We start from the raw sequence: 25,803 nt of genomic DNA, 5'->3' as shown, positions 1-25,803 counted from the left end.
TGAATGAGTTTATTTCAATTGATCGACATCAACTTAAATACAAATAGACAAAATATAAAAATAGATATTTAGAACTCAATAAATAGATAATCACTTTTTTAAAAAAATCTCAAATATTATAAATATCAATAGCCTTATGATAGCTATACTTAACTAATTCACAAATAATAATGGTTAGTATCAATTTCGAGCTTCAACGTTCATTTATAGGCAGCTAAAACTCCCTATAAGTAGCATTATCTAAAATAGAGATATAATAAAGGGACGTTAATCATATATTTATGTTCAACGTCCCTTTTCTTCTGTTTTTGACCTTTATGCGCTATTTCCTAGCTCTATCATATTTTAGTCCTGATATGTCTGAACTCGCATTTGGCCCACCTATTCCTTGATGTAAAGATCCTTAGAATAGATTCGCCCTTCTACGTTGTTCTTAGCAAAGCCACCGACACTTGGACGCACTAGGCGAGCCTGCATATAGTAGTAGATTGGCGCGATAGGCATATCTTCAGCCAGTAACTGCTCTGCTTGATCATAGAAACCTTGGCGATCTTGTTCGCTGGTTGCGGCCAATGCGCTGTCCATCGCAGAGTCGTACTTGTCGTTGTTGTAACGCGCAAAATTACCCGAGGACTCAGATCGCAATAAGCTCAAGAAGGTAGATGCTTCATTGTAGTCACCACACCAAGATGCTCGCATCACATCAAAATCACCTTGGCGACGTGATACTAGGTAAGACTTCCACTCTTGGTTTTCTAACTCAACTTGTGCGCCTAAGTTGCCTTTCAGCATTGATGCAATCGCCACTGCAATCGACTTGTTCGACTCACTGGTGTTGTACAGTAATTTGAAATCCAATGGATTAGCTGCATCGTAGCCCGCTTCTTTCAACAGCTCTTTCGCCTTTTGATCACGCTCCTTTTGAGTCCATGTACTGTATTCAGGCTGAGTCGCATCAAAGCCTGCTGTATACTCATGGGCAAAGGTATAAGCCGGTAAGTTACCCACCTGAGTGACACCATTGGTGATAACGTCACGCATCATGGAGTACGACACCGCTTTACGCACTCTCGCGTCATCAAACGGAGGACGCGTGGTATTGAACGCGTAGTAGTAAGTACACAGCAAAGGCACTGCGGTAAACGCATCTTGGTATTTGGTTTTAAGCTGCTGCGCCATGTGTGTCGGCACATCAGAAGTGATATCGACCTCGCCCACCGCATAACGGTTGATCGACGCATTCTGGTTCTCGAACGGAATGTAAGTCACTTCAGTTAAGTGCGTATCTGCGTTGTCCCAATATTTCGGGTTCTTCTTCAGTTCAATGCGCTCGTTAACCACCCACTCGTCCAGTACAAACGCGCCATTACCGACAAATTGCTTAGGATCGCTCCACGGCTTGTCGCTGTTTTCTAGCGTTGCCTTGTGAACGGGCATCATTGAGGTGTGGCCTGTCATCGCCACAAAGTAAGGTACTTTGCTATCGAGTTCGAACTTCACCGTGTATTTATCGACAGCGGAGATACCAAGCTCTTCAACAGGCTTTTTGCCTTCGGCTACGTCTGCAATGTTGCTAATTTGAGTAAGCTTAAGATACCAAACATTCGGCGAAGCGAGTTTCGGGTCGACCGCGCGTCTTATCGCATACACGAAATCATCGGCTGTCACAGGATCGCCATTCGACCATTTAGCATCTTTACGCAGGTGGAATACAAACGTCTGGTTGTCTTCGGTTTCCCAAGATTCCGCAACACCTGGAGTGATGTTGCCATCGCGATCTTGAATCACTAAACCTTCAAACAGGTCACGTAGAATATGCATCTCAGGCAGGCCTTCTGCTTTCGCAGGGTCAAGCGTCGCAGCTTCTGCATCATTGGCACGCACCAAGTGTTGGTCTTTCGCCAGAGAAGTTCCGGCAGGCAATGTGTCAGCAACGGCAGTCACTGATATAAAAGGGGTCAATAGAGATGAAATGAGTAAAGCCGTTGAATGTTTCTTAAAATCCATATTTTTTTGCTCTCCTAGCCTATCTTTGAAGCAAGTAATAAAATTAACAATGCGACTGTTGACGAGTTTTAACGCTTTAGTTTATTTAAGTAAGTTTGTGTAATCGTTAATACTTGATAGTACTTGATCAATCAGGAGATAAAGGTGAGTTTAATTCCAAGAACGGAAAGAGCTGCATTTTCAATAAAGCCGCTGCCATATGGAAAGTCGGTATTGGGCGCACCCTTGCTCTACTTCCCCGCGCAAGTAGAAAGTGAGTCTCGCGGGCTGCTTTTAGCAGGCACACACGGCGATGAAACTGCTTCTATCGCAGGTTTGTCTTGCGCGCTAAGAAGTTTGCCTGCCCCCAACTTACGACACGATGTAATTTTATCGATGAACCCAGACGGCAATCAACTCGGCACTCGCGCCAACGCCAACCAAGTTGATTTAAACCGCGCTTTTCCGACTCAAAACTGGACAGAAAACGGCACCGTCTATCGCTGGAGTTCACATACACCAGTCAGAGATGTAAAAGTAAAAACTGGGCAAACCGACCAGCTAGAACCTGAAGTACAATCACTGATCGACCTCATCGAGCAGCGCCAGCCTAAGTTCGTCATATCTTTCCACGAGCCACTCGCCATGGTCGACGACCCAACTCAATCAGAGCTCGCCATTTGGCTAGGCAAGCAATTCAACCTACCGCTCGTCGAAGACGTTGATTACGAAACCCCAGGTTCATTCGGCACTTGGTGCCAAGAAAGAAACCTACCGTGTATTACCGTAGAACTACCGCCAGTTTCTTCAGATTTGACTATCGAACAGTATTTGGATGCGTTTGTGGCGGTGTTGGGGGGTAAGTTGACTTATTTTCGAACATAGCTTCGATAGAGAATTAGCTCACTCGGAAATTAGCATTGGCATTGGCATAAAAGATCCCTCTAACTCGGAATCCAATATTGATAATGTAGATCATTATTAGTTTTCTTGGAGCTGCTTCATGCCTTTAAGATATACATCATAGTTATACACATCATCTTCATCACCAATCTCAGAAAATCTTCTGAAAATATCCCCTGCCAACTCTAGATCTTGTAAATTGCTAGACTTAATTAGAGAAAATGCTAATTCTCTTGTTACATAGTTTTCATCTAGCTGATAAGACTTTTTCAGATAGTTTTTAGCTTTTAAATACCAATCTAAAGGTGCATCTTTTGCTTCTGTAAATTTAAAATAATAACTCAGACCAAGGATAGACATCTGGTCGGGATCATTTTCATTATAAAAAGGGCTAGACTCGACAATTTCGATTGCTTTATCAAGGTTGCGAACAAAGCCCTCCCCATGGTAATAAATACTGGCTTCGATTAAAAAAGCATAGTTTTCATTTGTTTTAGAGATAATTTCTAACTTCTCTAAGAACTTTTTTTTGCTGTAGAAACCACTTAGGTAATTTATATTGTCCAAATATACAAATATACCGTCAACCACCTTAGAGTCTTCCTCTGAAGTAAAGTCATCGAAGAAGCAGGTCTCTAGTTCCTTAGTACAAGAATACTTATTTGTTGCGTTAACCCAACTTATATCTCCTTCAGCAAAAACTTGCAGTGAAGTGAATACTCCTAACAAAAAAAATAATGTTTTATACATCAAATGTCCAAAAGTCATATAGTGCATTGAAATGAGTTCGGTTTGTACAATGGAACAACTTATGTTATCCGATTACTATCATGTGTGTGCAGACTAAGAGAGGTTACAAATATCAACTTCTATGCCACGAAAGTCCGTGCTTCATAATTACATAATACAATCCACATTTATAAAATAAAAAGAAAAATCAATCTGTTAAATTAATAAGTGTGACCTAAATAAAGCTCAATGACTCACCGACTCCGAAAACAGGTTGATGATCACTACGCCAGACAGAATCAAACCGATCCCAATCACCGCGTAGATATCGAGTTTCTGCCCGTAAACCAGCCAAGACAGTGCTGCGACTAATACAATCCCAGCCCCACACCCAAAGACATGGTTTGCACTGTGAGAGATAACAGATAAAAGGCACAACCGTAGCTAATCAATACCGCGGCCGTGGCCGGTAAAGAAGTAAATTGCTGCGTTTTAGGTAATAAAGAAGTGGCGACAACTTCAAGCACGATGGCGAGTGATAGCATCACTGGTGGTGGGAGAGATAAAAGCATGTTTGAGTCCACAACTGTAAAATACGGCGCTCAGAATATTGTAGTTTTATTTCCAATTCATGCGATTTTCAGTAAGCAATTATTATGACGTACCCTAAAAGATCTTAACCAAGAAACTCAATGAATTGGTCTTAGATAATTCATCTGCATGCAAAATAAAAGAGCCTGCTAACTCATTTTTAGACAAAAGGGAGCTACAGCTTCCCCTAAATTAGCAATTCATAGATAGCCCAAGGTTTTCCATAATTAGGAAAAGACGGACTGATAGTTTATGGATTATGAATATGTGTTCAGCTATTGCTCCCCGTTGAGCTGATCGCGCTTTTTCAGTGATGCGTAAAAATTGGCTAAAAACTCAATGTCCTCTTTGGGGGCTGCAAGCATGAGGTCGAGAAATTTAAGTGTACTGGCAGAAAGAGGCAATTGCCCTCCATGTAATCGCTCTAATTGGGTCATTGGGAACAACTGCAGCAAGCTGACATCAAGCGCTTTGGCGATTCGGAAAAAGTCCAAAATGGTGAAGTGACTTTTCGCTTCTCTATCCATCTTCTCATAAAGCGCTGAGCGGCCAATATCTGCTTTTTTAGCCAGCGAATTCTTAGATAACCCTTCTTGAACCATGAGCGCCTCGATTCGCTCTATCACCATTCTTCGAAAGACCGTCTCTTCAACGCCGAAGAATTCAAACCCTTCTGTTTCTATTTCTGCCATTACGATTGTCCGTTTTCTGGAATTACTCGAGTAATGCTATCTGAATTTCGGAAATTTGAAATGATAATTTAATAGCCAGACATAGAGGTATGAGTTGTCTCAAATGATGAATCAAATACATAAAGGAAAACAATATGAAAATGACTAAACGCGCAATCCTTTCTACCGCACTTGCACTCTCAGGTTCAGCTCACGCGATTTCTCTTGAGCCAGTACCAGGTTTGGATGTCCATCAGCCTTACTATGCGCCGCAAGCATTTGTTCAGCAAGAAAGTTTACCTATTGTTGATATTCGTGGCGTAAAATCGGCTGATTATGCTGAGTTATTTGAAAAGCAGGTCGGTGAAGAAGTACGACGTGGTATTAAGGAAGCGAAATACGTCTACAAACTAGCAGGCATCGATGTGGTCAAGTTTGAGAGAGATTCAATGAAGGTTTTAAGGAACTCTCAAAAGCTTAATCCCGACTACTTCGAAGTTCTTAACGCGCTTGCCAAAGTGGGCGGGATTTCGTTAAAAACCATGTTCACACTATCACAGCTTGATGCGGCATTAGCTTCGACTGCCCAGTCTGCGCTAAGCGGATGCACAACAGTGAGTTTTTCAGGTACTGGTGTTGTAGGTCAAGTAAACGACACGCCTTCGTTATCTGGTGGTAATTACTGGGTTTTACAAGCTGATGATTATGTACAGGTGATGGCATCAGGATTTTATGGTTCAGGTCAAACACTAGGTAAAGATATTGGGGTTGTGATTAACTTCCAAGGTACCGACTCTAAGGGTATAGGCAATGAAGCAGACAACGCTATTGAGCTTGGTACACTTCAAAACTACCTAGTGCGAAACGCCAAGAGTGTTGATGATGCAGAGAAGATTTTAGACCAATACCGTACTGTCGTGGCATCCCACTTTAACTTTGCGGACAGTACTGGTAACACGGTGGGCGTGGAGATGCTCGACGGTAAGAACTACGTCATAAAACGTCCTGCAGGTGTCGGTCATGCGAATCACTCTGAGCGTCCAGGCGTATTGCAAGCATTCGCTGAGTCTGTGGGGCTTGGCGAGAAGAGTAAACAGCGTACGGTTGCAACCGCTTACACTGAGTGGCGCGCAGAGCTTGCTCAGCAGTTCATTGATAACACACCAGAAGGCAATGTAGAGGCTGCTAAGTATGTACTTAATACGAAGCCGATTGCGCAGCATGCCGCTTATGGCTCTGACTTTATCTCCACGCTAACAGCAGTTATGGATACAAAAGAAGGCTGTATAGAAGTCGCTCCAGGTGTGGGTGAGTGGAATGACTTCCAACGTGTTTGTTTAGACAAGTAAGCACAAAGCATAATAGAAAGCCGACTTAGGTAACAGTGATCAACCCGATGAGCGTTGATCGTTGTTAGAAAGCGAATATGCAATTAACGTGAGTGAGGTGACCCGAGCACCCCACTTGAACGTTACGACTCATATGTAAAAGTCCATACTTTGAATAGGTCCTCCATGGACTTTGCCATCAAGCCTTGAGTAGTTACTGTGAATTACTGAATATTTTCAAAACGAAGAGGCTTTGATGTGTAACTCGTCCACATGAGAAGCCAATGACACAGTGGAAATGACCAGCAAACGAACATGTTTGAACTTACCACGAGAAAATAAGCGAAAATCTCACGTCGTATTTATTTCTAATAAATACCTTACCTACATAGTTCCTGTTTACAGTGTCCTTAGGTTCTCTGAGTAACGAACGTCCCCTATCCCCCCTTCTTAATATACCAATTATTACAAATACGTAATAATCATTTTCCATTTAGAGGGATTATCAAAAACTAGAGTGACATCTATACTAGCTCCAACAAAACGAGAGAGCGGAAACATTTAAGCTCGACTACTCTTAACGAGTTGAACTTAATTGCAAAGTTATCCGCTGTACTGACATATAAAGGAAGCATCCAATGACTATCGAAATCAAACCTGGTCAAACTCATATCCAATCCAAAGCTATGGTTGCTTGGAAAGCGGGCGAGCCACTAAAGCGTGAAACGGTTGACGTTGAACTGCCAAAAGCTGGCGAAGTACTTGTTCGTATCGTTGCGACTGGTGTTTGTCACACTGACGCATTCACATTATCAGGTGACGATCCAGAAGGTATCTTCCCTTCTATTCTTGGTCACGAAGGTGGCGGTATCGTTGAGATGATCGGCGAAGGCGTGACAAGCGTTGAAGTTGGCGATCACGTTATCCCACTTTACACTGCTGAGTGTGGCGAATGTAAATTCTGTAAGTCTGGTAAAACTAACCTTTGCCAAGCGGTTCGTGAAACTCAAGGTAAAGGCCTAATGCCAGATGGCACAAGCCGTTTCTCTATCAACGGTGAGACAATCTTCCACTACATGGGTTGTTCTACTTTCTCTGAGTACACAGTACTTCCAGAAATCTCACTAGCAAAAGTAAGCAAAGAAGCACCACTTGAAGAAGTTTGTCTTCTAGGTTGTGGCGTTACAACAGGTATGGGCGCGGTACTGAACACAGCTAAAGTTGAAAAAGGCGACAACGTTGCTGTATTTGGCCTTGGTGGTATCGGTCTTTCTGCAATCATTGGTGCTCGTATGGCTGGTGCTGACCGCATCATCGGTGTTGACATCAACGAGAGCAAATTCGAGCTAGCGAAACAACTTGGCGCGACTGACTGCATCAACCCAATGAACTACGACAAGCCAATCCAAGACGTTATCGTTGAGATGACCGACGGTGGTGTTGAGTACTCTTTCGAATGTATTGGTAACGTAAACGTGATGCGTCAAGCGCTTGAATGTTGTCACAAAGGTTGGGGCGAATCTGTAATCATCGGTGTTGCAGGCGCAGGTCAAGAGATCTCAACTCGTCCATTCCAACTAGTAACCGGTCGTGTATGGCGTGGTTCTGCTTTCGGTGGTGTTAAAGGCCGCTCTGAGCTTCCAGAAATCGTAAACCGTTACATGGCAGGTGAGTTTGGTCTTCAAGAGTTCATTACTCACACAATGAGCCTTGACGAAGTAAACGACGCATTCGACCTAATGCACAAAGGTGAATCTATCCGTACTGTTTTACACATGGACAGATAATTCTCCTTGGTCTCGGCACTTAGGTGTCGAGACCACAGTTCTGACTTAAGCATCAGAGCGAAACTGTCTTCACCACCTCCTGCCCGGTGGGTGGTGAAACTTTTACTCATATAGACAAATTTACTCCCAAACCATCAACCTAACGGAGCACAATAGATGACAATTGAAAACATTAGCCAAGCAAAGGTTGCTGGTGGTTGGCACAAACAATACACCCACTTTTCTGCAACGCTTGACTGCAACATGCGTTTCGCGATTTTCTTGCCACCGAATGCAAGCAAAGAAAACCCAGTACCTGTTTTATATTGGTTATCAGGCCTAACCTGTACCGATGAAAACTTCATGCAAAAAGCCGGCGCATTCAAAGCCGCGGCTGAGCAAGGCATTGCCATTGTTGCCCCAGACACAAGCCCGCGTGGCGAAGGTGTTGCCGACGATGAAAACTACGACTTAGGCCAAGGCGCAGGCTTCTACGTGAATGCTACTCAAGCGCCATGGGACAGCCATTACCACATGTACGATTACGTGGTAACAGAGCTTCCTGCACTGATTGAGTCTTTCTTCCCTGTAACATCAGTGAAATCAATTTCTGGTCACAGCATGGGTGGACACGGTGCACTAACGATTGGCATTAAAAACGAAGATAGCTACCGCTCTATCTCGGCATTCAGCCCAATCACGAACCCAATGCAATGCCCTTGGGGACAGAAAGCATTCAACCAATACTTGGGCTTAGATATTGAAGAGTGGAAGCACTACGATGCCTCTGAGCTTCTAAAAACCAAAGGCACTAAGCTGCCAATGTTGGTAGACCAAGGCGAAGCGGATAACTTCCTGATTGAGCAGCTTAAACCTGAGCAACTAGTCGAAGCGGCTAAGGTAACCAATGCCGATTTAGAGCTACGTATGCAGCCAGGTTACGACCACAGCTACTTCTTCATCTCTAGCTTTATTGATGAGCACATTGAGTTCCACGCGGCTTACCTAAACAAGTAGCGACACCTATTTAGCCCACACCTTGCAAAAGCGTGAGGTGTGGGCTTTTTTGTGCCTGCAATATGAGTTAATCCGCGATTGGCATCGATTAACACTTTCAAACACTCTTGCTATACCAACACAAACAATACAACGACAAAGGTACGAATATGAGCTGGTTTTTCTTGATGATGGGCGTAATGGCTGAAGCACTTTCTCACGTTGCACTTAAAGCCACTGACGGGTTTAGTTTGTCTAAACCAGTACCAGCTTTACTGGTTATCTCAGGGCACTTGGCAGCGTTTCTATTTTTGAGCCAAGCGATGAAGGGAATGCCAGTTGGTGTGGTGCACTCTTTATGGGCAGGTTTAGCTATCGTGACCGTGAGTCTGATTTCTACATTCGTTTACCGCCAGCACCTCGATACCATGGTTTGGATTGGCATGTTACTAGTGGCAGCCGGTGTTGTGATGATCAACCTGTCGCAAGGTCATTCACACTAGTGTAGATAGTGAGTTATTAACAGTGTGTCAATTCGTTCAAACTTCCTAACAGACAGGTGATGCCTTCACTTATTCATACTCTTACAATCAGCAGATCAAACCTGTTACCATAGCACCTTCAACATCACCTATTTTGAAGGTTGCTATGAAAGCAATTAAGACTCTTTTCTTCCTGATGGTTTTATTGAGCGGTCTGTTTACCGCTTGGCTGTTTATCCCGATTCCAGCAACAATGGACAAGCAAACGCTCGACGTTCCATTGACGGAACCATTCAAGCTTGTGGCGTATCGCAGCAACCCGAATGATGCGAGCAAGCCGCTAACCTACCACTACTATGTGATTTCAGATGTGGTTGGTGTGGACGACATGGACCCGTTTCTAATTACGACAGACCAGTTTGTGAAGCTTGGCGAATTTGACGAGAACACATTCAACCTTACAGTTAACGGCAAGATTGAGAGCTACACCAACGATTTGTGGATCAAGAAAGCCGATGGCAAACTGCAGCACTGGTACGTAAGTATTAATGCCAACTACATTCGTTAAAGTCGGTATACAATAGAATCTATTATTAGACAGCGCTTGACTTCCAAGCGCTGTTTTTGTTTCTCGCCTCTCGCTTAAAACCTTCTCTCACTTTCCACCGACTACTGCCCTTTCCGCTGGAGATACGATAAGCTCAGCCAATGCTCAACGCCCAATAAATCAAAAATAATAAAGGATCACCCGTGGAATTTACGCTCGACAAATTTAACGGCATCATCATTGCCCCGGCAACCGCCCCTCAAGATGCTGATACATTTCATGCCGAACTTAGTGAAATCACCGAATTTTCAAAACAAAATAACAAAGGCATTATTTGGATTAGCTTACCTATTTCGCTCTCGCACCTCATTCCGGTAGCGACCGAACTTGGCTTTGTGTTCCACAACTGTCTAGAAGACGAGATTACGCTGATCCACAAATCCGAAATCGTCGAGTTTGTGCCTTTCATCCCGACCCATACTTTGGGAGCTGGAGCTCTGATCACCAACGGACACAATCAAGTGCTGATGATAAAAGAGCATGGCATGACAGGCTATAAACTACCTGGCGGCCACATTGAACTTGGCGAGGGTATTGAAGAGTCTGTGGTTCGAGAAACCTTGGAAGAGACGGGTATCAAAGCGGAGTTTGTATCGGTGGTTGGCATGGCAACGCGCCACCCATACCAGTTTGGCAAATCGAACCTCTACTTTGTTTGTCACCTTATCGCTCAAACTCGGGAGATTGCGATTCAAGACACCGATGAAATTGCAGAAGCAAAATGGGTCGATATTGAAGAGTACATTAACAACCCTGACAGTTACCCGTTTAATCGCCAGTTGGTCGGTTCTTTAATAGGGAAACAAGGATTAGAGCTTACTCAGCTAGAAGGTAATTCGGGCCCGAACCACAAGCCAGAGGTCTTCTTTTCGCAAAGCTAGACCAATTCAAACATAAAAACGCCCAACTCAATTGAATTGGGCGTTTTGCTTTCACTTTTTGTTTTTCTTAATTAAGCCAACTGCGTTGTTAGTTGTTCTTTGTACCCATGATTCATTCCCATACTTTTAGAACAAACCTGTATTAGAAGAAGCCCAACGGATTAGTATCGTAGCTGATCAATAGGTTCTTAGTGTTTTGGTAGTGGTCGAGCATCATCTTATGTGTCTCACGGCCTATGCCCGATTTCTTATAACCACCAAACGCCGCATGTGCTGGGTAAGCGTGGTAACAGTTAACCCAGATACGGCCCGCTTCGATATTACGTCCCATGCGGTACGCAAGGTTGGCATCACGCGTCCATACACCTGCACCCAAGCCATACTCGGTATCATTGGCAATCTCTAGCGCTTCTGCTTCATCTTTAAAGGTGGTTACCGCGATAACAGGGCCGAAGATCTCTTCTTGGAAAACACGCATTTTGTTGTGCCCTTCGAGCATGGTTGGCTGGATGTAGTAACCATTACCTAAATCATCTGGTTGCTGCGCGACTTCGCCACCTGTCAGCACTTTCGCGCCTTCTTGGCGGCCAATCTCAAGATAGCTCAGAATCTTATCGAACTGCTCTTTAGAAGCTTGTGCGCCAACCTGAGTATCGGTATCTAGCGGGTTACCTTGTTTGATGGTTTGAGCACGCTCGACTACTTTCGCAATGAACTTGTCGTATACCGATTCATGGATGAGCACACGAGAAGGACAGGTACACACTTCACCTTGGTTGAAGAACGCCAACAACATGCCTTCAACACACTTGTCTAGGTACTCGTCCTCATGGTCAAAGATGTCTGGGAAGTAGATGTTTGGAGACTTACCGCCAAGCTCAACGGTTGATGGAATCAAGCTTTCAGCCGCACATTTTAGAATATGGTGACCGACTTCTGTTGAACCCGTAAACGCCAACTTAGCCAAGCGGTCACTGGTTGCTAACGCTTGGCCTGCTTCGCTACCAAAACCATTCACGATGTTGACCACACCTGCAGGCAGGAGATCCGCTATCTTCTCCATCATCACCAAAATCGATGTCGGTGTTTGCTCGGCAGGCTTCATCACCACACAACAGCCCGCAGCCAGTGCAGGTGCTAGTTTCCAAGCCGCCATTAGAATCGGGAAGTTCCAAGGAATGATCTGACCGACTACGCCAATTGGCTCTGGGAAGTGGTAGCTTGCAGTGTTTGAATCGAGCTCGGCAGCACTGCCTTCTTGCGCTCGAATACAACCCGCAAAGTAACGGAAGTGATCGACAACTAACGGGATGTCTGCCGCCAGGGTTTCACGCACTGGTTTGCCGTTTTCCCATGTCTCGGCGACTGCGATCTCTTCTAGGTTTGCTTCAATACGGTCAGCAATTTTAAGTAGAATGTTCGAACGCTCTGTCACACTGGTCGCCGCCCAACTTGCACGAGCTGCATGTGCCGCATCGAGCGCTAAGCTAATGTCAGCCTCAGTTGAACGTGCCACTTGGCAATACACCTGACCATTCACTGGAGACGTGTTATCAAAATACTCGCCGCTGACAGGCTTCACCCACTCACCACCGATAAAATTATCGTACTGAGCTTTAAAGTTCACCACTGCGTTGTCACTACCCGGCTGTGCGTAAATCATAGTTAGATCCTTCTTAGATGTGTTGTTCGTTATTGAGCGAGAGCTGTCTTATTTTTGTTGCGACTTCTCTGAGAAAAGGACTCATGACAAGACGCCCATGTTTATTCTTTCTGTTTAAAACACTGATACTTCGTGTTTTCTTCACAGCAAGAACAACGCAAATCACACGCCACAACCTCAAGACTTGTTGTTAATAAATTGTAAAACTATGATTACCAAACATTTACAACCTAAAGTGAGTTGGTATTGAACAGCCGTATGGAAACCACTCCAGTGTTCAACTGTTCCAATTTGGTACACCCTCACTGTTACGACATGGAACAGTCATGCACCTTCAACAAGCAAACACCTCAGATTGGCTTTCGTCCTCTTGGCACCGCAGCACAGAAGCGGGGCTGAAACAGAGACGTCTTCCCGAAGATATTCGCCTGCCACAGTCGATTCTTAAGCAGCGACGCCATCAATCATCGAGCTTGATTCAAATCGTCGAGCGCAATGCTCTACCTCTGTTTAACCAGATGTTTGCGCGCACCGACAGTCGTTTGATCTTGACCGACATTGAAGGGGTGATTCTGGCTAGTTGGGGACAAGAGCGGTTTAGGGAAAAACTGACTTCGATTGCACTCAGCTCTGGTGCGTGTTGGCAGGAGCAACTCAAAGGCACCAACGCCATTGGCACGGCGATCGTGGAAGCTAAACCTGTAACCATCATTGGTGAGCAGCACTTCATCCACCAGCATCGATTTATCAGTTGCTCAGCAAGCCCAGTGTTTGATCATCAAGGGCAAATGGTTGGCGTATTGGACATTACCAGTGAGCAGCAGCAACACGACAGTTCGGTGCAGCTACTCGTTCAAAATATGGTTCAGCTTATTGAGAATCAGCTATTGAGCTATATCCCACAAGGCACGACTCGCATTGATCTCGCTTGTGAAAAATCGCTACTGCACAGTGGTTGGCAAGGGATCGTAATAGCGAATGAGGCTGGTGAGGTGGTGGCACATAATCAGGTCGCCTCTCAACTATTGGATCAAACCTCGATCGTCGGTGAGAGTATCGATACCCTCTTCAACCGAGCTTCAATAGATGCACCCTTTGTGTTTGAAAAACAGCACCTCAAACGACCAACAACCAAGCGCACACGCTCTATATCAGCATCATGTGATTTACACCATGGTGAACAACAGATAGAACACGCTTGGCAGCAGGCCAATAAGGTTATCGACAAAGGCATTAGCCTATTAATTCTAGGTGAAACAGGTGTCGGTAAGGGCGAGTTTGTTAAAGCGTTACACAAGCAAAGCCAGCGTAAATCATCGCCTCTAGTGGCGGTGAATTGCGGTGCGCTGCCTAAAGATCTTATCGAATCTGAACTGTTTGGTTACGCGCCGGGCGCCTTTACGGGAGCAAGCCACAAGGGCTTCCAAGGCAAGATCCGCCAAGCAGATAAAGGGATTCTATTTCTCGATGAGATCGCCGACATGCCTTTAGAAGCTCAGTGCCGACTGCTGCATGTTCTACAAGACAAATCCGTAGTACCTGTAGGTTCAAACCAGAGCTACCAAGTCGATTGCCAGATCATCGCTGCCACTCACAAAAACCTCGAGCAGTTAGTCGCAACAGGTGAGTTTAGGCAAGACCTGTATTATAGACTCAATGGCTTGGCCTTTACCTTGCCAAGCTTGCAACAACGACAAGATAAGCATGCTTTAATCGAGTATATTCATCGTAAATACGCCGAAGCTGAGCAGTCAATTTGCCCGTACCTGATGAGTTTATTGTGCGCCTATTCCTGGCCGGGCAATATCCGCGAGTTAGACAACCTACTTAAAGTCGCCGCTTTACTAGCAAGTGATGAACCACAACTTACACTCGAGCACGTACCGAACCATCTTGCTCAACACCTTATCTCTTTAGCTCAAGATAGCCATCATCAGGTTACTGCTTCTCGTATAATCGAAGGTAAGCCAAATGCTGATTTAAGAAGTACCGTGGAAGAAACCTTGCTGCAAACCTATCAAGCCAACCAAGGCAACATCAGCAAAACTTCACGCATACTTGGCATCAGCCGTAATACGATTTATCGAAAACTAAAAAGCTTAGGTATTCTCTGATAATGAACACAGGCGCTCATAGCCTACCCTTTCATCATCGAAAATAAAATTCACTTCCAGTGAGACATTTTGACCTCTGATTCGTAATGATCCAAAACGAAAGAGGGCTCAGATGCAAACAATCAACATAGTGTGGCTAAAGCGCGATTTAAGACTCACCGACCATGCACCTTTACAACATGCTTTATCAAATCAACACCCCACGATATTGCTCTACATTTTCGAACCCATGCTGCTAAACAATGCCCACTATTCTGAGCGACATTGGCGGTTTGTTTGGCAGTCGCTGCAATGCATGAACCAGTCGCTGAAAGAGTATGGACATCAGGTCTCAATACTTCATGGCAGTGCAGTGGACTGCTTCGAAGTGATCCAATCTCGTTACAGCATCAAAAACGTCTTCTCTCATCAAGAGGTAGGATTAAATTGCACTTTTGAGCGTGACAGAGAACTCTCTACTTGGTTTAAAGAGCACAACATCCATTGGCAAGAGTTCGCACAGGGCGCTGTCGTGAGAGGGTCGAAAGACAGAATCGGTTGGGACAAGCATTGGAACAGTGTGATGCGTGCTCCCATAGAAGAAAGTCAGTTAACTACAGAATCACTGCATACCCTTGATGCTGAAGAGCTTGAACTCGCTATGGAACCTCCACAAGCATGGTTAGCCAAAGTTAACGGCATACAAACGGGCGGAAGTGCACTGGCATGGGCAACATTACACGACTTCTTTGAGCGCCGTGGTCGCGATTACTATCGCAGTATCTCAAGCCCAGAAGCTTCACGACATGCCTGTACACGTCTATCCCCATATTTAGCTTGGGGCAATATATCGCTGCGCGAAGTTTATCAACACCTATTGGGACACTGGCAAGTCGCTGGATTTCGTCGCAGCTTGATTGCTCTCTCTTCAAGGCTTCACTGGCACTGTCATTTCATGCAGAAGTTTGAATCGGAATGCGGGATGGAGTTTCGCTGCATCAACCACGCCTATGAGACGCTATTGCAGAATGAAACGGTAAAAGATCCGACACATCTTCAGGCATGGAAGATGGGGATGACAGGCGTGCCGTTGGTCGATGCCTGTATGCGCTGCCTGCATCATACGGGGTACATTAATTTCCGCATGCGCTCTATGCTGGTGAGCTTTCTCACTCACCATATGAACATGGACTGGCGTGATGGTGTCACACACTTAGCGCAGCTGTTCCTCGATTTTGAACCTGGCATTCATTACCCACAGTTTCAAATGCAAGCTGGGGTAACCGGCATCAACACCATCCGAATTTACAACCCAACCAAGCAAGCCCTAGAACACGATTCCGATGGGGACTTCATCCGAAAATGGGTACCCGAACTTTCAGACATACCCACTCCACTCCTGTTTGAGCCTTGGAAGATGACGCCTATGGAAATCATGATGCATGAGCTTGAACCAGAATCCCCTTACCTTAATCCAGTAGTCGATCTCGACGCTAGCGCTAAAGAGGCACGAGTGCGTTTATGGTCATGGAGAAAGCTAACGGAAGTGAAACAAGAGCGAAGTCGTATTTTGTCACGCCACGTTAGGCCACCGAAGAAACAGAGCAAAACAAAACGGGCAAGCTAATACAACGCGTTCCCTCTTTAAATCACTTATAAAAAGAGTGGTAATTCATTGGGTTAAATAAAATAAATTGTGACCGCCGTCATATAATGAGTAATAGACTCGCGGTCACAAACTAGAAAAGAAAAATAGCCGCCTTACTAAAACATCAAACTCTCCTAATTATCATTAAAACTAATAAATACAGAAAGTTAGCGATTGCTAAATGATGATTTTCATCTTCCTCTAAACGTTGCGACCAAAGCCAAAACTGCGCACTATGCAATCTTGTTTATATTTTTGATCTCCCTATTCTTTTTGTGTTCATTATTTTGAATTTTCCGTTCACTTATCTTGTTTAAAATCTCTGCAAAACTACCACTATTTAGCTAGAGAGATCATATGTTTAACAGTATACGAACGCGAATTGCGGTGAGTGCAGGCGGGGCGATGGCTTTCACCCTGTTGATCGCAATGGGCATGACCACTAGCGCTTTTACTGATGTGAATAAACAAGTCACAGAGAAAGTAAAACTACAGTTAACCGACGCTACGACAACCGATTTACAAAATACGGCACTTCAGCAAGGGTTGAACATTTCCAACCAACTTAATCCGGTATTAGCCAACTTAAAACAAGCACGTTCAATCATTGAGTTGAGTTCAGAAACGGACGCTAGCTCAGACCTTATCGTTCAACAGTTTACTGCCGCTTTAGAAGCACAAAACAAAGCCGTCTTTGCTGGCTACATGGTGTGGGAAAACAAAACTTGGCCACAACAAACCGATCTCAATGGCGAGATCAGCTTAGACAACAAATTAGGCTTTAACAGTCAGGGCTATCTTGCCCCTTTCTTCTCTCCCAATGACCAAAACAGCTTTGATGCGGTCGCAATGGAGAGCTTCAGCAATACTGAACTGAACAGCAATGGCGAACGCAAAGACGACTGGCACTTAATGCCTTACCAAACAGGTAAAACATTCGTAATGGAACCGTACTTCTATCCGGTTCGTGGTAAGCAAGAACTCATTACTACCATCAGCCAGCCGATCAAACAGAACGGTAAGATCATCGGCTCACTTGGTTTCGATCTGTCACTTCATGAACTGCAAAGCCAGAGTGAAGGTCTTGCTCGTCACCTGTTCAACGGACAAGGTAAAATTCTCATCACGTCATGGAAAGGCATTACCCTAGCCAACAGCAGCGCTAGAAACACGGTCGGTAAAAAGGTCTCGCCAGAGCTAGAAAAAGAATGGTCGCGAGTTCAGTCTATCGCTAAACAGTCTGGGGCTGGGTTGGTTACATTTGGCGGAGAAGAGTACGCCATAACTGCTATCGAGACTAGCGACGCACCGTGGGTAGTCATGGTGTCGGTTCCCAGTAGTCACCTTGCAAAAAGTGTCGACGAATACACCCAGTGGAGTGATGAACAGAATTCGAAAGCGCTTGAAAAAGGTGTGTGGGCGGGGATCGTCGCTGTTCTTCTAGGCATCATCTCTATGGCATTGATTGCCAACTCTCTGGGCAAAGTTCTCAATAACTTGGTCGAGCGCTTTAAAGATGCCGCACAAGGTGAAGGTGATTTAACCTATCGCATCGAAGTAAAAGGGAAAGATGAGACCGCGCAACTTGCTCACTGGTTCAATACCTTCCTATCTCGCATACAAGAGATGCTGCTTACTGTAATGGCGACAGCAGACCAAGTCGATAAGAACGCGACTGAGGGTCAAGCTCGTGCAGAGGTATCCCGTGACCAGTTGAACGCTCAAGTAAACGAAGTGAACTCACTCGCCACTGCAATCAATGAGATGAGTGCAACTGCACAAGAAGTAGCGAACTCAGCCGTTCAAGCCGCTGCGGCCGCTAGCCAGGTACAAAGTAATAGCCTTAACGGCATGACACGCATGGACAATGCCGCCAGCGCAGTTGATAGCTTGGCCACTCAAGTGAATGATGCTCAGCAACAAACGCAAAACTTAGTTGATTCAAGCACCGCCATTCAAGGTATTTTGAGTGAAATTGGCGGTATTGCAGAACAAACCAACCTACTTGCGCTTAACGCCGCGATTGAAGCAGCTCGTGCGGGTGAAGCCGGACGTGGCTTTGCGGTGGTGGCCGATGAAGTGCGTAACCTAGCAAACCGTACTCAAGGCTCGACCGAAGAGATTCGCTCAATGCTGGCGCGCCTAGAGCAAGAGACCCAATCTATCGTGGTATTGATGGAACAAAGCCAACAGCAAGCGAACAATACCAAAGGCGAAACTCAAGCGGCCCACTTAGCCCTATCAGAGATTAACCAAGCCATTGAAGTCATCAACGACATGAACAACCAAATCGCTTCCGCGGCTGAAGAGCAAAGCTCAGTATCCGAGGAGATTAACCGCAACGTGGTCATCATTAACGACACCGCCGTGGAAGTGATGGACACCATGACATCATCGGTAGAAATCAGTAATGAGCTGACAGTAAAAGCCGGAGATTTACACGGCGAGTTGAGTAAATTTAAGCTCTCTTAATTCACTCTATCTTCCATAAAAACAAGGCCGAGAAACGTAATGTTCTCGGCCTTTCTATTTCTTGAACACTCTTAGCAGTGCCTCTCACCAAACAACACACCCTAATTGGAATCCAACTCAATCAGCTGATTGATCACCTCTTTATCCAACACAGGATGATGCTTACTCGCAAGCAACAGTACGATGTCCACCGCAGGTAACGGCGGCATATCGTCGAGAACCTTCAAATCAGGCGTGACACTGAGCTTGCCCATCGCACCAATTGCCAACCCAGCTTTGACGATTGCGCGCTGCGCTGAAGCCGTATTGCTACACGCCAAAAGCTGATAAGGGGTGTCTTGTTTGGTTAAGCCATTCACCGCCGCTGCATGGTATTTACAATCAGTCTGGAACAGAGCAAGCGGGACAGGTTTAGAATCATCAAACACAAAATCAGGGCTGCTTATCCAAACGCCCACATCATTGGTTAGCCAATATCCCTCTTCACTATCGGGAGCGCGGGTCACAATCGCAGCATCAAGCCGACTATCATCAAGCCACTCTCTAAGCGTAATGCTCGGCAAGCTAAATATTTGAATGGAGCACGTGGGTTCTGCGTTCTGCAACAAACGAATCACTTTCGGCAGAATACTGTCGTTATAGTCTTCAGGGCAGCCGAGTCGCAGAGGTTGTTTGTCTTCGTAACGCTTTACTTGCTTAAGCGCGGTATTGTGTAGCGAGACCAACTGTTCAGCATGAGAACGCAGCGCTAAGCCTGCTTCAGTCAATACAAGGTTACGTCCTTCTTTTTGGAAAAGGGTGACGTTTAGCTCCTCTTCCAACTTACGCATCTGCGCACTGAATGCCGATTGGGTGCGATTTATCTGTTTCGCTGCACGTGTGAAGCTGCTGGTTTCCACAAACGCGAGAAAGCCTCGCAACGCATCAATATCCATATTGAAATCACCACCCATCGTTTTAATTAATGTATTGCATCAAAATTATCCGTTAGTGCGCCGCAATACAATCCCCTAAGCTCAAATGCATACTCACCAAACGCAAGGAAGTACCTATGCAGCTTTATATTGGAAACCAGAACTACTCTACTTGGTCATTGCGCGCATGGCTCATATTCGATAACTACAACCTGAATGCAGACATCATCAAACTTAAGCTTTTCACCTCAGGTTTTTACGACACTCTGGCGAAAGTGACGCCAACGGCCAAGGTTCCAACCTTAGTAGATGGCGACATTGCGGTGTGGGATTCACTTGCCATTCTCGAATACGTTAACGACGCCCACTTGAACGGCGCAGCATGGCCAAAATCCACCAAAGAGCGTGCTCGTGCAAGAGCTATTTCCGCAGAGATGCACTCAGGATTCTTTGCTGTCAGGAATGAAATGCCAATGAATTGCCGAGCTAAAAGAAAGCTTACGCTGAGTGAAGGCGCGCTGAAAGACATCGAACGTATTGATGCGATATGGTCGACGCAGATGGATCAATACCCAGAAGGTTGGTTGTTTGGTGAATGGTCGATTGCTGATGCGATGTTTGCACCTGTAGCACTGCGAGTCGAAACCTACGGCATCAAACTTTCGGATAAAGCCCAACAGTATCAACAACGTGTGTTGAATAGCCCGTCGATAAAGAAATGGTTGGCGGAGGCGAGTTTAGAAAAAGATATCGTTGAAGAAGACGAGGCAGGAGAACCTGTTTAATTTGTAACGAATGAGTCTCGAATAACTTCGAGACTCATTGTTTTCATAAGGGAATACGATTTACGAACTCGCTATTCAGCAGTTGCACTCTCTTGATGAACGTTCGCTTCAAACTCCAATATGTCACCCGGTTGGCAGTCTAACACTTCACACAACTTGTCTAGTGTCGATAACCTTACCGCTTTGGCCTTGCCATTCTTTAACACCGACAAGTTGGCTTCAGTAATCCCAACCTCTTTTGCCAATGTCTTTAATCGCATTTTTCGCTTGGCCATCATAATGTCTAAATTAATGCGGATAGTCATGACAAGTCCTTTAAATCGTTTGGCTGTGCTCATCAGCCAGAATATAACCTTCTTTCATCACCCATGAGATGATCAAAATAATTATACCTAATATAAGTGTCAAAAAGTCCATTCCCTCAAAACTAATCGCAAAGATACGCTCACCTGGTGGATTATTGAACGACAAAATCACTGACATCAATGAGCCATAGATAACGGAGCCGAATACCCAATAGAACAAGCTATACCCGAGCTTCTGGTAAGACAGTGCATTTTCTAGTGAGAAGATCTCGCCTCGCTCATAGTTGCGGAATAAACGTATCAGAACTACTAGTGCGTATATCAGGATGCTAGACATCGCTAAGCTTGTGAACGCAGCAATCATTCTTGTTGTCATATTAAGCGGCAACATCGTGTAACTCCCGATGTCATAAGTGAGATAAAAAATGCCTGTCGCACTTATAAAGTCATAGGGAGTCTCAACGGTTAACCAAAAGTAGCACACCATGATAGGAGTAAGTACAAGAAAGGACTGCAATAGCATACGCACACGTCGGCTTTGTTTTTGGATTTTAGACATAGTTAATGTTCCTGTTGAGTTGACAGGAGGATACTAAGATCAAAACAAACGATGATCAATAAAAAATTATCGATAAGCGATAATTTATTGCTTATTTACAACATTTGACGAGTGAGACCCGCATAGTCCTTCATCTACACCACAATAATTTGGTCGATTGTGATCGCCGAATCACAATGTGCAGATATGATTGTTTATATTCAACTAAATTCAAATAGTTAAGATAAAAATCATGCTACGAGCAACGATCGCATTACTCAGTGTTACTAGCTTCGCCGTATCTGCCAACGCACCTCTTCCTTCTGGTGAAGACTGGATCAATCATGCTACTGAAGGGTTAGCACCGTACTGGTTGATGCCTAGCGCTCAAGGGCAACCGATAGGCAACTTCCCTACTTTCCGCTGTGATGACGGTACCTTGCTCGATGTTTCCGATGTGTGCCCTGAGCTGAACAAAGGCTGGATCACGCCACATTTTGGCAAAGAATTTACGCGCATGAAGTCACGTCAAACCTATGCCTATGGCGTGCTCTACCATCTTACCGGAGACAAGCAGGCGTTAGAGTTAGCTAAGCAAGGTGCCTACTACATCATTGACCATCTTGAAGATACGCAAAATGGCGGCTTTATTGGCTACACAAAAGAGGGAAAAGCAGGCCAGGATTGGCAGCAACGTACCTCTCAAGATCAAGCGTATGCGTTGGTCGGCCTTGCCATGTACTACTACCTGACCCAAGACAAAAAGGTAGAACAGGCACTCATCGCCCAACAATCTTTTATCTTTGATAAATATCGGCTTAGCGACAACAGCGGTCTTGCATGGGTACTTGCTGACGGTGAGGATGGCAGTGCAGAACGACGCGAGCTTGTCGCACAACTTGATCAAATTAACGGTTACATGTTGTTAGTCGCCCCTCTACTGCAAGAGCCTGTTAAATCAAAATGGCTTGATGACTTACACTGGCTCACGCAAGCCATGATTGATCACTATCACTCTGAAGATGAACATCGATTCTACGGTGCAATTCACGACAAAGCAGCGATGATGCCGAATACCAATCACAACGATTTTGGGCACACTATCAAAGCGTATTGGATGACCTACCTAACCGGTCATGCATTAGAAAATGCAGAATGGTCGCAGTTTGGTTTGGGTGGCATGAAACACACTCTCGCTCAGGCGCAATATCAAAAAGACTTTGCCAATGTATCCAACTACTTTGGTGAGCAGCTTCAGAGCGCATGGAAAGGACAAGAGATTACTGGCTGGCAAAGCAGACCGAACACAAACTGGGCTTCATCATGGGAATGGGCAGAGCTCGACCAAGCTGCGATGACGGTATCGCTTATCGATGGTTCAATGAAAGAAACCCTACAATACACCTTACCTACCTTTCATGATGTGTGGGTTGATCATCAATACGGAGGCGTAGGGCTTGAACCTAAGCGCACCAAGGCTTTTCATTGGGGCAATGGCTACCATCAATTTGAGCACGCTTTGATTGGCTATTTATACGCTCAGCAAGTTGCTGCTAAGCCAGCAACCCTTTACTACGCTAGAGAAGCTAACAGCGAAATGCCAATGGAACCGTATTACTATCAAGGAGATGTAGTTAAGCTGGAGAATCAAGGCGATGGAACGCAGAAGGTCAGCTTCAATAACATTCGACCTTAGCGTGGGGGCGCTCTGAATAAGCGGACTAACAGCAAAGCCTGAAAAGCAATTTTCAGGCTTTTGAATGACTACTTTCTTTTACCCTGCTCAACCAGCTTTTCATTCCATGCCGTGTTACCGTCACGCTTGGTCACATCATATTCAGAACAGAACTGAGAGATGGTCATGTTGCTGTCGCCAGTAGCAAGTTTGAGAGCCAACTGAACTTGTTGAAGCTTGCTTTGCAAACGCAGGATCTGACCTGCATTTGGGCTTTTCTCTTTGGCATATTTTAAAGCCGCATGTTTGCGTTCTGCCGCGCCAGCTCTACGATCCGCTTCTGATAACAGATACTTTAACTGCGCAACACTCTTGCCCTTCTTGAAGGCAGGATCAAGCAACTCAACGCATTCATCAAACGATGGTTCGATAACGTATGGGTCAACTTTATGAGCTTGTTGGCGCATCCATTCGAGTGCGAGTTTTTCATCTGACATAATTACATCTTTACCAAAGAAACAGCCCTATATGGTATCGCTCAATAGCGAATGGCTGCAATAGCAAATTAACTTATCTCAAGTCTTTAAATACATTGCTAAAGAAAGTATTGGTGCCACGCATCAAGAAGCACCCTCTCTTCAAATATTGGCGTTAGAAACTAAATAAGAGCTAATCACACCGTTAAAATTCGCCAAACCAAACGCAAGAAAAACGAAATTAAAAACATTTAAATCAATAGCTTATTGATATTAACCCGTGTAATTCACCCGTCAAATTACACGACTTCTTTGCACTCTTTCATAGTTTTGTACATTACTCATTCTAGCCAATAAAACTCACCTACTTTGTTTATATGCATGGGTAAACATATAAGTCAGAGCAATGAAAAGACGTACATTTTTGAAAAGCGTAGCAGGGGCTGCCTTTGTGCCAACCCAACTTTTGGCTTCGCAAGACAACACCCCTTCCTTATTTCCGGTCTCAATTATGCAAGCTGGGCGCAGCGCAACCTCGGGAGATTTGCACCTTATTAGTGGAGAGTTGCCAGCTGATATCCATGGCCATGTGTTTTTTTCTGAAGGAATACCATTAGAGCCAGACCACCTGAGTCCGAACGGTCGCGGCGCTCTAACCCGTCTCGACTTTTCGCCAAGCAAAGTTTCTTTCTTGCGTAAGATGATTGATACCCCGTCAGCCATCATGCAACAGCATATCTCGTATGGCTATGACAGCTTTAAACTACTTGGTGGTATGGCTTATTACAGCCCGACGATGGGATTCGTCAACTATTGTAATACCGCGCCCAACTACCTAGGTGACAACCGATTCGCGCTCAGCTACGAAGGTGGGGTTCCCTACGAATTTGATGCGCTCAGCTTAGACCTGATCACACCGGTTGGTCACTATGATGAGTGGCAGAGCAGTCTTCCACCTTGGATGAGCCCTTTTATTCCTGACAAATGGCTGTTTCCACAAGTACGTACCACAGGCCATCCATATTTTGATCTCGAGTCGGATGAATGTTTCACGATTAACTACGGTGGAAACATTTCCAACACGGGTACTAAAAATGGATTTATACGGCTTTTGAAATGGGATAAGCAAAGCCCTTTACAAGGCTGGAACATTATTGGTCGTAACGGTAAGCCCGCCTTTATCGTCGCAACCGCTCACTCGCTGGGTGTAACGCGCCACCACATCCTCGTATTTGAAACTGCAGCGCAAGTCGAACCATTACGTATGCTCGGTATATCGTCGGTTTATGCTCAGCAACATCGAACTCCAACTTGGATAATTCGCAAGAAAGATCTCAATCCCGAGTTCAATTATGTGGTTGCCGACTACCTAGAACTGGATTTCGATACCTCAGACATCATGTGTAACTACGATGACCATGAAAACGAAATCACCCTATATGGCCAATACCTAGGAGCGATGGACAAATCGGAGCCCCAATACACACGCGATAAGCGATTATTTGGTGGAAGAACTCCGAGTCAATTGGCAGGTTATCCGGCAGCACCTATTGATGTCGGCGGCTTAGTACGCGCAAGGATCCAAGTTCAGTCACAATCCGTTCGACAGATAAATGAAGACTTCAGGCTGATACGAGACGACCAACTTTTTTGGGATATGAATGATCCCGCGTACCGTGGACACTTCCAGTTCCCAGAGCAATTTGAACATATTTATTGGGCTGCCGTTGGCTATCGCAAAGACCATGTCATTAAGCGTGTCGCAGAGGCGTATGAGCACTACCCCAATAGAAGGTTCACCAACGATTCATTACCTGAAACCGACCAACCCTCGGCTCTCGTGCACATGGACTGCCTTTCGATGAATCTCGCCGATGCGTATCAATTTCCCTCAGATTGTGTGATGCGAACACCTCAGTTTATGGCTCGCCCTAACAGCACCGCTCAAGACGACGGCTACATATTCACAGCCGTGGTTCGTAGTCACCCTACTCATGGCATTGGAAATGGCAAAGAGATCTGGATCTTTGACGCACAAAACTTAGCACAAGGCCCATTAGCGATCTTAGGGCACCCGCAACTCAACTTTGCGACTACGAATCATGCGCTCTGGGTGGCAGAGATAGGCCCGAGACCTGCCGATGCCTATAAAGCCAACATAGGAGACTTCTTCAGTTCACGTTTATCCAGTCATCGCAGCGCTGTTCAAGAAGTCATTCAACAACACATTCTGCCTCGATTTGGCTAATCCATTCGATGAAGAAAACCACCTTTAAAAATCAACTTCGACTAAA

Annotated in this window: 21 protein-coding genes and 1 pseudogene; 13 read left to right on the top strand and 9 right to left on the bottom strand. The window is 45.1% G+C overall.

Annotated elements, in window-relative coordinates:
- Window positions 1-381: 381 nt before the first annotated feature.
- Window positions 382-2,007 (bottom strand): ABC transporter substrate-binding protein, encoded by a 1,626-nt coding sequence (locus BCV39_RS00810; protein WP_102433409.1) that lies wholly within the window; start codon window positions 2,005-2,007, stop codon window positions 382-384.
- A 144-nt stretch (window positions 2,008-2,151) separates the two neighbouring features.
- Here BCV39_RS00810 and mpaA point away from each other — a divergent pair, with 144 nt between their 5' ends.
- On the top strand, window positions 2,152-2,871 hold the full coding sequence (gene mpaA / locus BCV39_RS00805) for a murein tripeptide amidase MpaA (protein WP_102433410.1): 720 nt from the start codon (window positions 2,152-2,154) through the stop codon (window positions 2,869-2,871).
- Between the two features lie 96 nt (window positions 2,872-2,967).
- Here the strand turns inward: mpaA and BCV39_RS00800 are convergent, their stop codons facing one another.
- The 3 genes and pseudogenes from BCV39_RS00800 to BCV39_RS00790 all read right to left on the bottom strand — a co-directional run bounded on the left by BCV39_RS00800 (window position 2,968) and on the right by BCV39_RS00790 (window position 4,901).
- Complete coding sequence (locus BCV39_RS00800; RefSeq protein WP_102433411.1) at window positions 2,968-3,639, bottom strand: sel1 repeat family protein; 672 nt, start codon at window positions 3,637-3,639, stop codon at window positions 2,968-2,970.
- Window positions 3,640-3,864: 225 nt separating this feature from the next.
- A pseudogene (locus BCV39_RS00795) lies at window positions 3,865-4,190 on the bottom strand (SMR family transporter).
- 294 nt (window positions 4,191-4,484) lie between these two features.
- Window positions 4,485-4,901: a helix-turn-helix transcriptional regulator gene (locus BCV39_RS00790; protein WP_048663813.1), complete on the bottom strand. Its 417-nt coding sequence runs from the start codon at window positions 4,899-4,901 to the stop codon at window positions 4,485-4,487.
- 134 nt (window positions 4,902-5,035) lie between these two features.
- On the opposite strand from BCV39_RS00790, the gene BCV39_RS00785 reads away from it, so the two are divergent.
- From BCV39_RS00785 to BCV39_RS00760, 6 genes are all read left to right on the top strand, one after another.
- Window positions 5,036-6,229, top strand: a complete 1,194-nt coding sequence (locus BCV39_RS00785) for a C45 family autoproteolytic acyltransferase/hydolase (RefSeq protein ID WP_102433412.1) — start codon at window positions 5,036-5,038, stop codon at window positions 6,227-6,229.
- 617 nt (window positions 6,230-6,846) lie between these two features.
- Window positions 6,847-7,995: an S-(hydroxymethyl)glutathione dehydrogenase/class III alcohol dehydrogenase gene (locus tag BCV39_RS00780; RefSeq protein ID WP_102433413.1), complete on the top strand. Its 1,149-nt coding sequence runs from the start codon at window positions 6,847-6,849 to the stop codon at window positions 7,993-7,995.
- 156 nt (window positions 7,996-8,151) lie between these two features.
- Window positions 8,152-8,991, top strand: coding sequence for an S-formylglutathione hydrolase (fghA, locus tag BCV39_RS00775; RefSeq protein WP_048658978.1), 840 nt, complete (start codon window positions 8,152-8,154; stop codon window positions 8,989-8,991).
- Between the two features lie 149 nt (window positions 8,992-9,140).
- On the top strand, window positions 9,141-9,473 hold the full coding sequence (locus BCV39_RS00770) for a multidrug efflux SMR transporter (RefSeq protein ID WP_048658977.1): 333 nt from the start codon (window positions 9,141-9,143) through the stop codon (window positions 9,471-9,473).
- 145 nt (window positions 9,474-9,618) lie between these two features.
- Window positions 9,619-10,020 carry a hypothetical protein gene (locus BCV39_RS00765; protein ID WP_048663815.1) on the top strand — a complete coding sequence of 134 codons (402 nt, stop codon included), beginning with the start codon at window positions 9,619-9,621 and terminating at the stop codon, window positions 10,018-10,020.
- Window positions 10,021-10,202: 182 nt separating this feature from the next.
- Window positions 10,203-10,940 (top strand): NUDIX domain-containing protein, encoded by a 738-nt coding sequence (locus BCV39_RS00760; protein WP_102433414.1) that lies wholly within the window; start codon window positions 10,203-10,205, stop codon window positions 10,938-10,940.
- Window positions 10,941-11,082: 142 nt separating this feature from the next.
- Here the strand turns inward: BCV39_RS00760 and BCV39_RS00755 are convergent, their stop codons facing one another.
- Window positions 11,083-12,603: an aldehyde dehydrogenase family protein gene (locus tag BCV39_RS00755; RefSeq protein WP_102433415.1), complete on the bottom strand. Its 1,521-nt coding sequence runs from the start codon at window positions 12,601-12,603 to the stop codon at window positions 11,083-11,085.
- Window positions 12,604-12,929: 326 nt separating this feature from the next.
- On the opposite strand from BCV39_RS00755, the gene BCV39_RS00750 reads away from it, so the two are divergent.
- From BCV39_RS00750 to BCV39_RS00740, 3 genes are all read left to right on the top strand, one after another.
- On the top strand, window positions 12,930-14,717 hold the full coding sequence (locus BCV39_RS00750) for a sigma-54-dependent Fis family transcriptional regulator (protein ID WP_102433416.1): 1,788 nt from the start codon (window positions 12,930-12,932) through the stop codon (window positions 14,715-14,717).
- Window positions 14,718-14,829: 112 nt separating this feature from the next.
- A complete protein-coding gene (locus BCV39_RS00745; RefSeq protein WP_102433417.1) occupies window positions 14,830-16,323 on the top strand; it encodes a deoxyribodipyrimidine photo-lyase in 1,494 nt (497 codons plus the stop codon).
- Between the two features lie 378 nt (window positions 16,324-16,701).
- A complete protein-coding gene (locus tag BCV39_RS00740) occupies window positions 16,702-18,816 on the top strand; it encodes a methyl-accepting chemotaxis protein (RefSeq protein WP_102433418.1) in 2,115 nt (704 codons plus the stop codon).
- Between the two features lie 101 nt (window positions 18,817-18,917).
- On the opposite strand, the gene BCV39_RS00735 is transcribed toward BCV39_RS00740, so the two are convergent.
- Window positions 18,918-19,769: a LysR family transcriptional regulator gene (locus BCV39_RS00735; RefSeq protein WP_102433419.1), complete on the bottom strand. Its 852-nt coding sequence runs from the start codon at window positions 19,767-19,769 to the stop codon at window positions 18,918-18,920.
- A gap of 98 nt (window positions 19,770-19,867) precedes the next feature.
- Here BCV39_RS00735 and BCV39_RS00730 point away from each other — a divergent pair, with 98 nt between their 5' ends.
- A complete protein-coding gene (locus BCV39_RS00730; protein ID WP_102433420.1) occupies window positions 19,868-20,515 on the top strand; it encodes a glutathione S-transferase family protein in 648 nt (215 codons plus the stop codon).
- Between the two features lie 71 nt (window positions 20,516-20,586).
- On the opposite strand, the gene BCV39_RS00725 is transcribed toward BCV39_RS00730, so the two are convergent.
- Both BCV39_RS00725 and BCV39_RS00720 read right to left on the bottom strand, forming a co-directional pair.
- Entirely contained in the window at window positions 20,587-20,820 is a 234-nt protein-coding gene (locus BCV39_RS00725; RefSeq protein ID WP_061033049.1) for a helix-turn-helix transcriptional regulator, read from the bottom strand.
- 10 nt (window positions 20,821-20,830) lie between these two features.
- Window positions 20,831-21,379, bottom strand: a complete 549-nt coding sequence (locus BCV39_RS00720; protein ID WP_102433421.1) for a DUF2975 domain-containing protein — start codon at window positions 21,377-21,379, stop codon at window positions 20,831-20,833.
- A gap of 232 nt (window positions 21,380-21,611) precedes the next feature.
- Between BCV39_RS00720 and BCV39_RS00715 the strand changes: the two genes are divergently transcribed.
- Window positions 21,612-23,054, top strand: coding sequence for an N-acylglucosamine 2-epimerase (locus tag BCV39_RS00715; protein ID WP_102433422.1), 1,443 nt, complete (start codon window positions 21,612-21,614; stop codon window positions 23,052-23,054).
- 68 nt (window positions 23,055-23,122) lie between these two features.
- Here the strand turns inward: BCV39_RS00715 and BCV39_RS00710 are convergent, their stop codons facing one another.
- A complete protein-coding gene (locus BCV39_RS00710; RefSeq protein WP_061015626.1) occupies window positions 23,123-23,530 on the bottom strand; it encodes a hypothetical protein in 408 nt (135 codons plus the stop codon).
- Window positions 23,531-23,915: 385 nt separating this feature from the next.
- Here BCV39_RS00710 and BCV39_RS00705 point away from each other — a divergent pair, with 385 nt between their 5' ends.
- Window positions 23,916-25,757, top strand: a complete 1,842-nt coding sequence (locus BCV39_RS00705; RefSeq protein WP_102433423.1) for a carotenoid oxygenase family protein — start codon at window positions 23,916-23,918, stop codon at window positions 25,755-25,757.
- The last annotated feature ends 46 nt before the right edge of the window (window positions 25,758-25,803 follow it).

Source organism: Vibrio sp. 10N.286.55.E10, assembly GCF_002872555.1.
Taxonomy (GTDB): Bacteria; Pseudomonadota; Gammaproteobacteria; order Enterobacterales; family Vibrionaceae; genus Vibrio; species Vibrio crassostreae.
This window is presented reverse-complemented; position numbering and strand designations above follow the sequence as displayed.